The organism is Pseudomonas sp. FYR_7 (genome assembly GCF_043106155.1).
In the GTDB taxonomy this organism is placed as follows: domain Bacteria; phylum Pseudomonadota; class Gammaproteobacteria; order Pseudomonadales; family Pseudomonadaceae; genus Aquipseudomonas; species Aquipseudomonas parafulva_B.
Genome location: NZ_JBICMI010000049.1, coordinates 147,493 through 160,532, shown reverse-complemented (window position 1 = coordinate 160,532; position 13,040 = coordinate 147,493). Strand labels below are relative to the sequence as shown.

Sequence of the window (13,040 nt, the reverse complement as noted above, 5' to 3'; positions counted from 1 at the left end):
GCGGTTGGGTGCAGTTAGGGCTGTCAGACAGCCCGGGGGCGGTCAGGCCCCTTTGGCCGAAGGCAGCTTCGATACCAGGCGCAGCGACACGGTCAGCCCTTCGAGCTGGTAGTGGGGGCGCAAGTAGAAGCGCGAGTTGTAGTAACCCGGGTTGCCTTCGACGTCCTCGACCACGACCTCGGCCGCTGCCAGCGGGTGCTGGGCCTTGGTGGTCTCGGTGGAGTGCGCCGGGTCGCCGTCGACGTAGTTGAGGATCCAGTCCTGCAGCCAGCGCTGCATCTCGTCCTTTTCCTTGAACGAGCCGATCTTGTCGCGAACGATGCACTTGAGGTAGTGCGCGAAGCGGCAGGTGGCGAACAGATACGGCAGGCGCGCGGCCAGGTTGGCGTTGGCGGTGGCGTCCGGGTCGTCGTACTCTGCTGGCTTCTGCAGCGACTGGGCGCCGATGAAGGCCGCGAAGTCGGTGTTTTTCTTGTGCAGCAGCGGCATGAAACCGTTCTTCGCCAGCTCTGCTTCGCGGCGGTCGGAAATGGCGATTTCGGTCGGGCACTTCATGTCCACACCACCGTCGTCGGTGGGGAAGGTGTGCGCCGGCAGGCCCTGCACTTCGCCACCCGATTCCACGCCACGGATGCGCGAGCACCAGCCGTAGTGCTTGAACGAGCGGTTGATGTTCACAGCCATGGCATAGGCGGCGTTGGCCCATGTGTACTTGCTGCTGTCGGCGCCATCAGTGTCTTCTTCGAAGGCGAAGGCCTCGACCGGGTCTGTCTTGGCGCCGTATGGCAGGCGCGCCAGGAAGCGCGGCATGGTCAGGCCGATGTAGCGCGAATCTTCCGACTCACGCAGCGAGCGCCAGCCAGCATACTCCGGGGTGGTGAAGATCTTGGTCAGGTCGCGCGGGTTGCTCAGTTCCTGCCACGAGCCCATGCCCATCACGGTCGGCGAGGCGGCGGCGATGAACGGCGCGTGCATTGAGGCGCAGACTTTCGACATCTCTCCCAGCAGCTCGACGTCGGGTGGCGACTGGTCGAAGTAGTAGTCGCCGACCAGGCAGCCGTAAGGTTCGCCGCCGAACTGGCCGTACTCTTCTTCGTACAGCTTCTTGAAGATCGGACTCTGGTCCCAGGCGGTGCCCTTGAACTTCTTCAAGGTCTTGTGCAGGTCGGTCTTCGACACGTTGAGCACACGAATCTTCAGCTGCTCGTCGCTTTCGGTGTTGTTGACCAGGTAGTGCAGGCCGCGCCAGGCGCTTTCCAGCTGCTGGAAATCATCGTGGTGGATGATCTGGTTGACCTGGGCGGTGAGCTTGGCGTCGATGGCGGCAATGATCTGCTCGATCGAACCGATGGCGTCGTTGGACACCAGGCTGGTCTGCGCCAGGGCCTGCTCGGCCAAGGTACGCACGGCGCTTTCCACCGCTTCCTTGGCGCGCTCGGTCTTGGGTTTGAACTCCTGCAGCAGCAGGCTGGCGAATTCGCTCGGGTCCTGGGTGGCGCCGGCCGACTGGGCCTGGGCTTCGCGCAATGGATCGTTCATGGGCTGTCTCCTCAGGCCTTGGGCTCGTTGTCGACGGGTTTCGGCGCGCTGGCCAGTGCCTGTAGCAGGGCCGGGTCCTTGATGGCCTTGAGGATGATGTCCTCGGCACCGGTCTTGCCGTCCATGTAGGTCAGCAGGTTGGCCAGCTGGGTGCGCGCCTCGAGCAGCTGGTTGAGGGCATCGACCTTGCGTGCCACGGCGGCCGGGCTGAAGTCGTCCATGCTCTCGAAGGTAATGTCCAGGCTCAGGTTGCCTTCGCCGGTCAGCTCGTTGGGCACGTTGAAGGCCACGCGTGGCTTCATGGCCTTCAGGCGCGAATCGAAGTTGTCGACATCGATCTCCAGGAACTTGCGTTCGGCTACCGCAGGCAGCGGTTCGGCCGGCTTGCCGGCGAGGTCCGACAGTACGCCCATGACGAATGGCAGCTGGACTTTCTTCTCGGCGCCGTAGAGCTCGACGTCATATTCGATCTGCACCCTCGGCGCACGGTTGCGTGCGATGAATTTCTGGGAGCTGTCTTTCGCCACGTTGTTCCTCCTGGTCGCCGGTGCGGCGGCGCTGTTCGTTGCGGGCGTCGGTGTTGATGCGGGCCGAGGGCGTCAGTTGTCCTCGGTGCCGCGCAGGTTCTCGAATTGCGACCAGCCATCGGGGATCAGGTCGCGGACAATGGTTGCGAAATCGGCATTGACCAGCCGCTTCGCCCGGTGCAACAGCACCGGCAGCGGGCTGGAGGGCTCGTGGCGGGCGTAGTACTGCAACAGCCGGTCGAGGCTCTGCTGCACGTCCTCGCGGCTGTTTACTTCGCCCGGGCGGGCGGCAGGCCGGGCGCTGGGGCTGGCGGCGGCGGGCGGCGCTTGCTCGCGGGTGGTCACCGGTGCTTCGGTGGCGGCCAGGGCAGGGCCTGCCCCGGCCGGGGCGTAATCGGCGAGCACCTGCTGCACCTGGCGCAGCGGCTGGCGCAGAGCCGACAGGTCGACGCCACTGGCCGAGCCGACCTGGTCGTTGACCCGCTGTTCGATGACGTCCACCGCCTCGCGGGCCAGCTGCAGGGCGGCCTGGCACTGCAGCACCTGGTCTTCGTCGGCGTCACGCAGGGCGGCGGCCAGTTCTTCGGCGCTGAGCTGTTCGCTGGCAAAGTGCTGCACGCCGGCGGCATGCAATGCAGCGCGCAGGGTGACCGGGCCGAAGGCGCGCGAGCGCACCAGCACGGCGTCGCGCAGCAGGCCGATATTGGTGTCGCAGGTCAGGCCGGCCAGGGCGTTGACCCGTACCGTGGGGTCGTTGTCGTCGGCGGCGTCCAGCTGCGGGTGCAGGTAGAGCCAATACTCGGCAAGCAGGTCGCGGATCAGCTCCAGGCTGGTGGCCAGGCCCGGCAGGCCATGCAGGGCGAGGTTGGCCTGCAACAGCAAATGGGTGATGCGCAGGTCCTTGCTGCGTTGCAGCAAGCGGCTGCATGCCTGCTCGATGTCGCGCCACTGCGGCGGCTCGGCGGGCTGAACGGCATCGCCCATGACGCGCTCGGGGCGGCCCTGGGCATCACGCTCCAGTTGCAGAAACTCAGCGTCATATTCGAGGTCTTCGCCGCAGGGGAAGTCAGCAGAAACAGCGGCGAGCAACGGCGATGCGTACACCAGAATTCGATCTCCCTATCGGCCCTTGGTGAGGGCGTGTTCTTGTGCGAACTTGCAAATGTGAACTGGCGCACAAACTTTTTAACGCGTATCGAAGTGGTATCACGATGATATTATTTTGGCACTTCGAAGTTGCGCATTTATGGTTTATTTATTTGCAGGTGTCAAGGTAAGCTACGCGCCGCCGAGTGCCTGCTGTGACGCTGTTGGCAGTAGCCAGGCACCGCTCGTCATGGATTCTGGTTTGGCTACGGCATTGGGGTTACATACCCTTCATATATTTGTGGTTTTTGCCTGGGCCGCGTGAATCAAGCGTTGCAACGGTGTTCGAGTGGCTTGGCGCACTAACTCGAATGGATGGATCGACGTTCTAAACGGATGCAAGGAGGCATGATGGCACTTTGCCTAACTATCACCAGCTATCACAAGATTACCCCTGGACAATGTCCGGAAATGCGGCTGGAGAGCGGTGCCATCACTATTGGTCGCGCGGCTAACAATGACTGGGTACTTCCCGACCCGGAACGGTTGGTATCGTCTCGGCATTGTGTGATCCAGTCCAAGAATGGCCAGTATTACTTGACCGACGACAGCACCAATGGTGTCGAGTTAGTTTGTGCCGGTATTCGTTTGCGTCGTGGTAACAGTGAGCCGTTGATGGATGGCGAAGTTATCCGTATTGGTGAATACGAGATACAGGCGCGGATCGACGCGAGCCTGCCTGGCAGCCTTGAAAGCGAGCCCCAGGCGCACAGTTTCGAAGCGCTGATGGCCAACCAGATGGCCGCCCCGGCCATGCCTGCCCCGGCGATTTCCGGGGCGCCGGCTGCGCTCCTGCAGGGGGCTTCGAGCCATGACACCCTGCCTGACCTGTTCGATTTCCTCGGCCCGGCCAGCGTGCCGCCGGTCAGCCAGCCCGACCACGTCCCTGCCCAGCAGCATGACTTTCGCCCACCAACCCCGTTGGCTCCGCCGGCACCGACTGCCGCCCCGGCCACCCCGGGGATGATCCCGGAAGACTGGGACCTGCTCGGCTCCACGCCGGCTGCAGCGCCGGCGGCAGTGGCCCCGGCCCCGGCCCCGGCTGCGGCTGCGGCTGCGGATAAGATATCGCCACCGTCAGCGCCGCCGGTGAAAGCGGCAGCGGCAGCGGCAGCGGCAGCGGTCGCGCCGCCTGCCGCTGCGCCCGCACCGGCCATGGCCAGCGACGCCCTGTTGCAGGCGTTCCTGCGCGGCGCTGGCATCGAGCACCTGCGCATCGACGCCGCCGATGCCGCCGCGCAGATGGAGGCCATCGGCCGTAGCTACCGCCTGATGGTAGAGGGCCTGATCGATGTTTTGCGTGCGCGCAGTAGCCTGAAGGGCGAGTTCCGCATGCAGCAGACCACCATTGCCCCGGTGCAGAACAACCCGCTGAAATTCGCCCCCAATGCCGACGAGGCGTTGCTGTTGCTGCTGCGCCACGGCAACCAGGCGTTTATGCCGGCAGACCAGGCGGTGCGCGAGAGCTTCGATGATCTGCGCGCCCACCAGCTGGCGGTGATGGCCGGTGTGCAAGCTGCCATCCAGCACTTGCTGGCGTGTTTCCAGCCGGCCCGCCTGGAGCAGCGCCTGGCACCGGCTGCCGGGCTGGCCAAGCTGTTCGGCGGCTCGCGCCAGGCGCATTGCTGGCAGCAGTTTACCGAGCTTTACGGGCAGATTTCCCGCGAGGCCGAAGACGATTTTCAAGAGCTGCTAGGCCGCGAATTCAGCCGCGCCTACCAGGTCCACAGCAGCCGTGCGCAACGTCGCTGAGTGCATCCGGGAAGCCCAAGGTACGTCATGAGGACAAGGATGAAAGCAATACCACTGGTAGCCGCCATGAGCCTGGTGCTGCTCGCGGCCTGCAGCAAGGACACGCCTGTTGTCGCGGTTGCCAACGAGGTGCCGGAGCGCGCCGCCGTGACCCTGTATTTCAGCGCTGCCGCCGGGCTGAACCCGGGCCCTGGTGGCGCCCCGGCGCCGGTCCGGGTGCGCCTTTTCGAGCTGAAGAACAGCGCCGCCTTCGCCCGCGCCGACTACTTTGCCCTGGCCGAACGCGCCCAGGCCACCCTCGGCGCCGACCTGATCGACCAGGACGAAGTGCTATTGCAGCCCGGCGGGCAATTGCGCCTCGAGCGCCCGCTGGACCCCGCCACGCGCCATATCGGCCTGGTGGTCGGTTATCGCGAGATCGACCAGGCCCAGTGGCGCAGCGTAATGCCTGTGCCGCCGCGCGACTACCAGATCAGCCTCGATGTGCGTGACGTGCGCAGCGCCGAGGCCACCCCCCAACCTGAACCTGCCCGCTAGGCAATCGGAGCCCCCATGTCCTGGAACAATCGCGTGGTCTGGTCGGAAGGCATGTTCATCACGACCCAGCATTTCCAACAGCACGACCGCTACCTCGAACACCTGGTAGACGCCCGCAGCCGGCCATTGAGCGCTGCTGCCTGGGGGTTCTCCGAACTGCTGTTCGACCAGGGCCTGCTCGCCCAGGGCAAGGTGGCAATCATCAGTGCTCGCGGCCTGCTGCCCGACGGCACACCGTTCGACATACCCCGCGATGACCTGCCGCCAGCGCCGCTGGAGGTGCCCGACGCGCTGCGCGATGGCGTGGTCCACCTGGGCCTGCCGCTCAAGCGCGCCGGGGCCCGCGACACCGTCGACGAAGGCGAGGCCAGCGCTGGCGCCCGCTACATCAGCCGGGTCAGTGAAGTGCGTGACGACAATGCGCCGTTTGAGAACCGTGCCGCGCTGGCCCTCGGCAGCCGCGCCTTGCGCCTGCTGCTCAGCGAGGATGGCCTGAGCGACTACGCCGCCCTCGGCATGCTGCGCATCCGCGAAAAGCGCGCCGACCGTGCTCTGATGGTGGATGACAATTACATCCCGCCGCTGCTTGACGTGGCGGCCAGCCAGCAGTTGTCCGGCTTCTGCGGCGAGTTGCTGGGGCTGCTGCACCAGCGTGGCGAAGCGCTGGCCGGGCGAGTGGTCGCCTCGGCCAATGGCGGGGCGTCGGAGATTGCCGACTTCATGCTGCTGCAACTGGTCAACCGCGCCCAGCCGCTGATCGAGCACCTCAATCAGCTGAGCCCGTTGCACCCCGAGCGCCTGTACAGCGAGTTGGTGGCGCTGGCCGGCGAGTTCGCCACCTTCACCCGTGATGGCCGGCGCCCGCTCAGCTTCCCGGTGTACCAGCACGACGACCTGGCAGCGACCTTCGCGCCGGTGATGAGCGCATTGCGCGAGGCCCTCTCGACGCTGATCGACAGCAAGGCGGTGGCGATTCCGATCGTCGAGAAGGCCTACGGCATCCATGTCGGCATGCTCGCCGACCGCAGCCTGCTCGACAGCGCCAGCTTCATCCTCGTGGTGCGCGCCGACGTGCCCAGCGAAACCCTACGCAGCCGCTTCGGCCAACAGAGCAAGATCGGCTCGGTAGAGCACATTCGCGACCTGGTCAACCTGCAACTGCCGGGCATCGGCCTGCTGCCGTTGCCGGTGGCGCCACGGCAGATTCCGTTCCACGCCGGTTCCACCTACTTCGAGCTCGACCGTGGCAGCGAACACTGGAAGCAGCTGCAGCATTCCGGTGGCTTTGCCTTCTACGTCGCCGGCGAATTCCCCGGCCTGAGCCTGGCCTTCTGGGCCATTCGAGGATAACCCGCGATGCACCCGGACGATCCGCTGGCCAACGACCGTACCCAGTTCATGCCGCGCCCCGGGGGCCGCGCCGCGCAACCGGCCCCGGCCCCGGCTCCCGCGCCGTTGCAGCTGCCGGCCGAGCCGCTGGCGCCCGGCCAGGGCATGGGCCTCAACCCGCTGGAGCAGGCCGCCGGGCCGCTGCTGGCCTTGCTTACCCGTCTGCGCAACACCATCGCCCACTCAGCGCCGGCCAGCCTGCGCGCGCAGTTGCTGGCCTACCTGCGCGAGTTCGAAACTCGTGCCGAAGCTGCTGGGGTCGTGCGTAACGAGGTGCTGCTGGCGCGCTACGCACTGTGCACCGCGCTGGACGAGGCGGTGCTCAGCACGCCGTGGGGCAGTGCCAGCGACTGGAGCCGGCAGAGCTTGCTGATCACCGTGCACAACGAGGCCTGGGGCGGCGAGAAAGTATTCCAGTTGATGGAGCATTGCCTGCAAAGCCCGCGCGAACGCCTCAACCTGCTGGAGCTGCTGTACCTGTGTACCAGCCTTGGCTTCGAAGGCCGCTACCGGGTCATGAACGATGGCCGCGCCCAGCTCGAAGCACTGCGCGAGCGCGCCGCTGCGGCGATTCGCAGCGCCCGTGGCGAGCGCGAGCGCGAACTGTCGCCGCACTGGCGCGGGGCGACCGTGAGCCGCGATCGCCTGGCCCAGTTCGTGCCGCCATGGGTAGGCCTGGCGGTGGCCGTGGCATTGCTGTTGCTGCTGCTGTTCGGTCTGCGCCTGAAGCTGGCTGCCGATGCCGAGCCGGTGTTCCGTGGTATCCACGCGCTGGGCGAGATCCCGGTGCAGGCCATGGACCGCCCGGTGGTGCAGCCCAAGCCGGTGCAGCGTCCGCGCCTGGCCGGGTTCCTCGCCGAAGACATCAAGGCTGGCCGGGTCGCCGTCGAAGATGCGGTGGACCGTTCGGTGGTGACCATTCGCGGCGATGAGCTATTCGCCAGTGCCAGCGCCAGCATCAAGGGCGATTTCCAGCCGTTGGTGCTGCGCATTGCCGACGCCGTGGCCAAGGTCAAGGGCAATGTGCGGGTGACCGGGCATAGCGACAATCAGCGCATCGCGACACTGCGCTTCCCGTCCAACTGGGCCTTGTCGCAGGCGCGCGCCGAAGAGGTCAAGGGCCTGCTCGCTGCGCGCACAGGGCAGCCCGAGCGCTTCAGCGCCGAAGGATTAAGCGACACCGAACCGCTGGCGTCGAACGACACCGCGCAAGGTCGGGCGAAGAATCGCCGGGTTGAAATCACCGTGCTGGCGGAGGGTGTTGAGTGAAGGCGTTGTTCAGTTTTGTCATTCGCTGGGTGATCCCGCTGCTGGGCCTGATCGCCCTGAGCCTGATCATCTGGTTTGTCGGGCCGTTGCTGGAAGTGCTGGCGCCGCCCGCACCGCGCTGGCTGCTGATTGTCCTGCTGTTCGCCGTGTGGGGCGCCTACCGCGCCTGGCGCATCGTGCAGGCGCGTCGGCAGGCGGCCAAGGTCATGCAGAGCCTGGCCGCCGAGACCGCTCCGGACCCGGCCAGCGTGGCCACCGCCGAAGAGCTGGCCGCCCTGCGCCAGCGCATGGACGAGGCCCTGGCCCTACTGAAAAAGGCACGCCTGGGCGGTGACGAGCGGCGCAACCTCTACGAGCTGCCGTGGTACGTGATCATCGGCCCGCCCGGTTCCGGCAAGACTACCGCGTTGATCAATTCCGGGCTGCATTTCCCGCTGGCCGCGCAATTGGGCGAGGGCGCCATCCGTGGGGTGGGCGGCACGCGCAACTGCGACTGGTGGTTCACCGACCAGGCGGTGCTGCTCGATACCGCCGGCCGCTACACCACCCAGGACAGCCACGCCCAAGTCGACAAGGCGGCCTGGCTGGGCTTCCTCGACCTGCTCAAGACCCAGCGCTCGCGCCGCCCGATCGACGGTGCGTTCATTGCCATCAGCCTGGCCGACCTGCTGCTGGGCAGCGACGCCGAGCGTGCCGCCCATGCCGTAGCGATCCGTGCGCGCATCCAGGAGCTGTACAGCCAGCTGGGCGTGCGCTTCCCGGTGTACCTGATGCTGACCAAGCTGGACCTGGTGCCGGGCTTCATGGAGTTCTTCGACAACCTGGGCAAGGACGAGCGCGCCCAGGTGTGGGGCATGACCTTCCCGCTGGATACCCTCGAGCAGGGTGCTGATAGCCCGTTGGCACAGTTCGACAACGAGTTCGGCCTGCTCGAACAGCGCCTTGGCGAGCGCCTGGTCGAGCGCCTGCAACAGGAACGCGACCCGACCCGGCGCGACCTGATCTACGGCTTTGTGCAACAGTTCGCCGCCCTGCGCGGCGACCTCAAGGGCTTGCTCGATGGCATCTTCAAGCCCAACGCCTTCGAGGCGCGGGCCTTGCTGCGCGGTGTGTATTTCACCAGCGGCACCCAGGAAGGCAGCCCCATCGACCGGCTGATCGGCAGCATGGCCCAGAGCATGGGCCTGGACCGCGCGCAGCTGGCGCGCCAGAGCGGTAGTGGGCGCAGCTATTTCATCGAGCGACTGTTCACGGCTGTGGCCTTCGCCGAGCGCGGCCTGGTCGGCAGCAACCCCAAGGTGGAACGGCGGCGCAGGTGGATCGCCCGTGGCGCGCTGGCCCTGAGCGTGGCGCTGGTGCTGCTGGTCGGCACCTTGTGGGCAGTCAGCTACCGTGCCAACCAGCAATACATCGCCGAGGTCGACAGCCGCCTACAGCCGCTGGGCAAGAGCGTGCAAAGCCTGAGCCCGGCGCAGCGCAACGTCGTCGAGGTGCTGCCGTTGCTCAACACCGTGCGCCATCTGGCCGACGACCCACCCAGCTGGGCCGAGGGCCTGGGCCTGTACCAGGGCGACATGCTCGAAAGCGAATCGCAAAGCCTGTATCGCAAGCTGCTGATCGCCATTTTCGCTCCGCGCCTGGTGACCCGCATCGAGGAGCAGCTGTACGCCGGCGGCCCGTCGGACTACCTCTACGAAGGGCTCAAGGCCTACCTGATGCTGGCCGACGGCGAACACTACGACGCGGACTTCATCAAGGCCTGGATCACCCTGGACTGGGAGCGCCAGCTGCCTCGCGACCTTGCCCCTGATCTGCGCCGGGCCTTGGAACAGCACCTGGCAGCGCTGTTCGACAAGCGCCCGCCAAATGCCCGCCTGGACCAGCGTCTGATCGACGACACCCGGCGCCAGCTGCAACAGCTGCCGGTGGCCCAGCGCGTCTACGACCGGGTCAAGCGCCAGAAGCTGCCGGCTGGGGTCGAAGACTTCCGCGTCAGCGACGCGGCCGGCCGCGATGCGGCCCTGGTGTTTCGCTTCAAGAGCGCCAAGCCGCTGAGCGAGCCGCTGCCGGGGCTGTTTACCGTGCTGGGTTACCGCCAGGCGTTTCTGGCTGCCAGCCTGGCGCAGAGTACCACGCTCGCAGAAGAGCGCTGGGTACTCGGCCGCGCGCCGGGCGAGGCGGACGATGCCAGGCGCCTGGCCGACGATGTGCAGCAGCTTTACTACCAGGATTACATCCGCCAGTGGGATGCCCTGCTCGACGACCTGGACTTCGTGCCGATCACCAGCGTCGGCCAGGCCGCCGATGTGCTGCGGGTGCTGTCCGGGCCCAGCTCGCCGATGAAGCAGCTGCTGCAGGCGGTGGCGCGGGAGACCAACCTGGCGCAGCCGACCACCCTCGACAAGGTTCAGGACAAGGCCCAACAGGCCGGTGTCGACCAGTTACGCCAGCGTCTCGGCGGCCTGCTCGGCGACGCCCCGCTGCCGGCCGACAGCCCTGCTGCCCGCACCCAGGACCCGGTGACCGCGCACTTTGCCCAACTGGCTGCGCTGGTTGACAGCGGCGAAGGCCAGCCGGCCGCCATCGACGGCCTGCTCACCGACCTCAACGCGCTTTACGTGCAAGTCAGCGCCATGGTCGGTGCCAGCGGCGACGCGCTGCTGGGCGAGGCCAAGAACCAAGCCCAGGCGGCGGCGCAACGGGTTGCCTTGGGCGCGGCGCGCCAGCCCAAGGTGGTGCAGAACCTGGTCAGCTCGGTACTCGGCTCGACTCACGGCGTGGTCATGGGCGGGGTGCGCAACCAGCTCAACGCCGCCTGGGCCAGCGAAGTGCTGAACGTCTACCGCCAGTCGCTCAGCGGCCGCTACCCGATGGTGGCCGGCAGCTCGCGCGACGCCACCCTGGAAGACTTCGGCCAGTTCTTCGGCGTTGGCGGGGTGATGGACAGCTACTTCCGCAAGTACCTGCAGCCCTACGTCAACACCTCCAGCACACCCTGGAGCTGGCAGCCGGGCGCGGCGCAGAAGCTTGGGATTAACAGCAACGTGCTGTACACCTTCCAGCGCGCGGCGACCATTCGCGATGCCTTCTTCCGCAGCGGCAATGGCCTGCAGCCAGGCGTGCGCTTCGAGCTCAAGCCAGTGGCGATGGACGCCAGCATCACCCAGTTTCTGCTCGACCTCGACGGCCAGCAGGTCAGCTACGACCACGGCCCGAGCCGCCCGGTGGCGTTGCAGTGGCCCAACCCCAACAGCATCGGCGTGGTGCGCCTGGCGATCGCGCCGCCGGCGGCCAGCGGCCGTTCTGGGTTGACCATGGAAGGGCCGTGGGCGTGGTTCCGCCTGCTCGACCAGTCCGACCTGGTGGCCGGTAGCTCGCCGGAGCGCTTCAACCTGCGCTTGCGCGTGGACGGCGCCAGTGCGTCGTACGAGCTGCGTGCCGGCAGCGCCTTCAACCCGTTCCGCAGCCGAGTGGTCAGCGGTTTCAGCCTGCCGGAGCGCCTGTGAACGACGTGGGTTTCTACGGAAAAATGGCCTGTCGCGGCGACTTCGTCAGCCGTGGCCTGCCACAGAGTTTCATCCAACCCTGGGACCAGTGGCTGGCTGCCGGTATCCAGGCCAGCCAGCAGGCGCTTGGCGAGGGCTGGCTGCAGGCCTATCTGGTCAGCCCGCTGTGGCGCTTTGCCCTGGCGCCCGGGGTGTGTGGCCCGGAAGCGGTGGTCGGCGTGCTGATGCCGAGCATCGATCGGGTCGGGCGCTACTTTCCGCTGAGCGTGGCGCAGTTGCTGGAGCCCGGCGTGGCACTTGCGGGTATCGTTGGCGGCGCCGATGAATGGTTCGAAGGGGTCGAGGCGGCGTTACTGGGCACGCTTGCAGCAGAGGCAACGTTCGAGCATTTCACGGCAGCCCTGCAGCCTTATCGCGACGCCCCCCCACTGCTGCAGGGGCCACGGCTGACCGTGGGCGGCTTGCAGCGGCTGAACGGCACCACCTCGCAAGGCCGGGCATTGGCCCTGGCCGAATGCGCCTGTGACGGCATGAGCCTGTGGTGGGGGAAGGGCAGCGAGCGGATCGCGCCAGGCCTGTTGCGCAGCCAGGGCCTGCCACGCAGCGAGCAGTTCGCCGCATTTTTACTGGGCAGCGAGGCGAGGCCGGCATGAGCAGCGTGCGCTACAGCGCGGCCAGCTACAGCCATGTCGGCATGGTCCGCAAGATCAACGAAGACGCTTGCCTGGAGCTGACCTGGGATGGCCTGTGGGCCGTTGCCGACGGCATGGGCGGGCATGCCGCCGGCGATTATGTCAGCAGCCTGGCGGTGGACAGCCTGCGCCAGTTGCCGCTGATCGATGGGCTGGAGGAATTTACCCAGGCCTTGCGCGACACCCTGGCCCGGGTCAACCGTGCGGTGCGCGAGCAAACCCTTCGCCAGGGCGTGGCGATGATGGGCAGCACGGTGGTGGTACTGGCCGCACGCGGCGACCGCGCCGTGGGCCTGTGGGCCGGTGACAGCCGCCTGTACCGCCTGCGCGATGGCCGCATCGAGCGCCTGTCGCATGACCACAGCTATGTCCAGGAACTGCAGGACAGCGGCCTGCTCAACGAGGCCGAGGCCCGCATACACCCACGCGGCAACATCGTCACCCGCGCCATCGGCGTCGAGGACCAGCTCGACCTGCAGGCGGTGAGCGTGCAGGTGCAGCCCGGCGACACCTACCTGTTGTGCAGCGATGGCTTGAACAAGACCGCCGAAGACCACGAGATCGCCGATGTGCTCGGCCATGCCGACCCCTACCAGGTGGTCCGCAGCCTGGTGCACCTGGGGCTGACCCGTGGCGCGCCCGACAACATCACCGCCGTGGTGGTGAAGGCGAATTGAAGAGCA

10 protein-coding genes are annotated in these 13,040 nt (G+C 66.8%); 7 read left to right on the top strand and 3 right to left on the bottom strand.

Going from position 1 to position 13,040, the window contains the following annotated elements:
- Window positions 1-42 precede the first annotated feature (42 nt).
- The 3 genes from tssC to tssA all read right to left on the bottom strand — a co-directional run bounded on the left by tssC (window position 43) and on the right by tssA (window position 3,170).
- Complete coding sequence (gene tssC / locus ACF8R3_RS12380) at window positions 43-1,539, bottom strand: type VI secretion system contractile sheath large subunit (protein WP_182139753.1); 1,497 nt, start codon at window positions 1,537-1,539, stop codon at window positions 43-45.
- Between the two features lie 11 nt (window positions 1,540-1,550).
- The gene (tssB, locus tag ACF8R3_RS12375; RefSeq protein ID WP_025340314.1) at window positions 1,551-2,066 is read right to left on the bottom strand and encodes a type VI secretion system contractile sheath small subunit; all 516 of its coding nucleotides are present in this window, start codon (window positions 2,064-2,066) and stop codon (window positions 1,551-1,553) included.
- A 72-nt stretch (window positions 2,067-2,138) separates the two neighbouring features.
- Window positions 2,139-3,170, bottom strand: coding sequence for a type VI secretion system protein TssA (tssA, locus tag ACF8R3_RS12370; protein WP_392515670.1), 1,032 nt, complete (start codon window positions 3,168-3,170; stop codon window positions 2,139-2,141).
- A gap of 393 nt (window positions 3,171-3,563) precedes the next feature.
- On the opposite strand from tssA, the gene tagH reads away from it, so the two are divergent.
- The 7 genes from tagH to ACF8R3_RS12335 are packed head-to-tail and all read left to right on the top strand — an operon-like array spanning window position 3,564 to window position 13,034.
- Window positions 3,564-4,964: a type VI secretion system-associated FHA domain protein TagH gene (gene tagH, locus ACF8R3_RS12365; protein WP_392515669.1), complete on the top strand. Its 1,401-nt coding sequence runs from the start codon at window positions 3,564-3,566 to the stop codon at window positions 4,962-4,964.
- 39 nt (window positions 4,965-5,003) lie between these two features.
- Entirely contained in the window at window positions 5,004-5,501 is a 498-nt protein-coding gene (tssJ, locus tag ACF8R3_RS12360) for a type VI secretion system lipoprotein TssJ (protein ID WP_392515668.1), read from the top strand.
- 15 nt (window positions 5,502-5,516) lie between these two features.
- A complete protein-coding gene (gene tssK, locus ACF8R3_RS12355) occupies window positions 5,517-6,851 on the top strand; it encodes a type VI secretion system baseplate subunit TssK (RefSeq protein ID WP_196142235.1) in 1,335 nt (444 codons plus the stop codon).
- A gap of 6 nt (window positions 6,852-6,857) precedes the next feature.
- Window positions 6,858-8,159 (top strand): DotU family type VI secretion system protein, encoded by a 1,302-nt coding sequence (locus ACF8R3_RS12350; RefSeq protein ID WP_392515667.1) that lies wholly within the window; start codon window positions 6,858-6,860, stop codon window positions 8,157-8,159.
- A complete protein-coding gene (tssM, locus tag ACF8R3_RS12345) occupies window positions 8,156-11,665 on the top strand; it encodes a type VI secretion system membrane subunit TssM (protein ID WP_392515666.1) in 3,510 nt (1,169 codons plus the stop codon). The genes ACF8R3_RS12350 and tssM overlap by 4 nt, the downstream gene beginning before the upstream one ends.
- The gene (gene tagF, locus ACF8R3_RS12340) at window positions 11,662-12,318 is read left to right on the top strand and encodes a type VI secretion system-associated protein TagF (RefSeq protein WP_196186214.1); all 657 of its coding nucleotides are present in this window, start codon (window positions 11,662-11,664) and stop codon (window positions 12,316-12,318) included. Before tssM ends, tagF begins: the two co-directional genes overlap by 4 nt.
- The gene (locus ACF8R3_RS12335) at window positions 12,315-13,034 is read left to right on the top strand and encodes a PP2C family serine/threonine-protein phosphatase (RefSeq protein ID WP_182139760.1); all 720 of its coding nucleotides are present in this window, start codon (window positions 12,315-12,317) and stop codon (window positions 13,032-13,034) included. The genes tagF and ACF8R3_RS12335 overlap by 4 nt, the downstream gene beginning before the upstream one ends.
- Window positions 13,035-13,040 lie beyond the last annotated feature (6 nt).

Excerpts from the sequence above, each read along its gene's own strand:
- tssC (WP_182139753.1), bottom strand. The coding sequence starts at position 1,539 with ATGAACGATCCATTGCGCGAAGCCCAGGCCCAGTCGGCCGGCGCCACC.
- tagH (WP_392515669.1), top strand. The coding sequence starts at position 3,564 with ATGGCACTTTGCCTAACTATCACCAGCTATCACAAGATTACCCCTGGA.
- tssJ (WP_392515668.1), top strand. The coding sequence starts at position 5,004 with ATGAAAGCAATACCACTGGTAGCCGCCATGAGCCTGGTGCTGCTCGCG.
- tssK (WP_196142235.1), top strand. The coding sequence starts at position 5,517 with ATGTCCTGGAACAATCGCGTGGTCTGGTCGGAAGGCATGTTCATCACG.
- ACF8R3_RS12350 (WP_392515667.1), top strand. The coding sequence starts at position 6,858 with ATGCACCCGGACGATCCGCTGGCCAACGACCGTACCCAGTTCATGCCG.
- ACF8R3_RS12335 (WP_182139760.1), top strand. The coding sequence starts at position 12,315 with ATGAGCAGCGTGCGCTACAGCGCGGCCAGCTACAGCCATGTCGGCATG.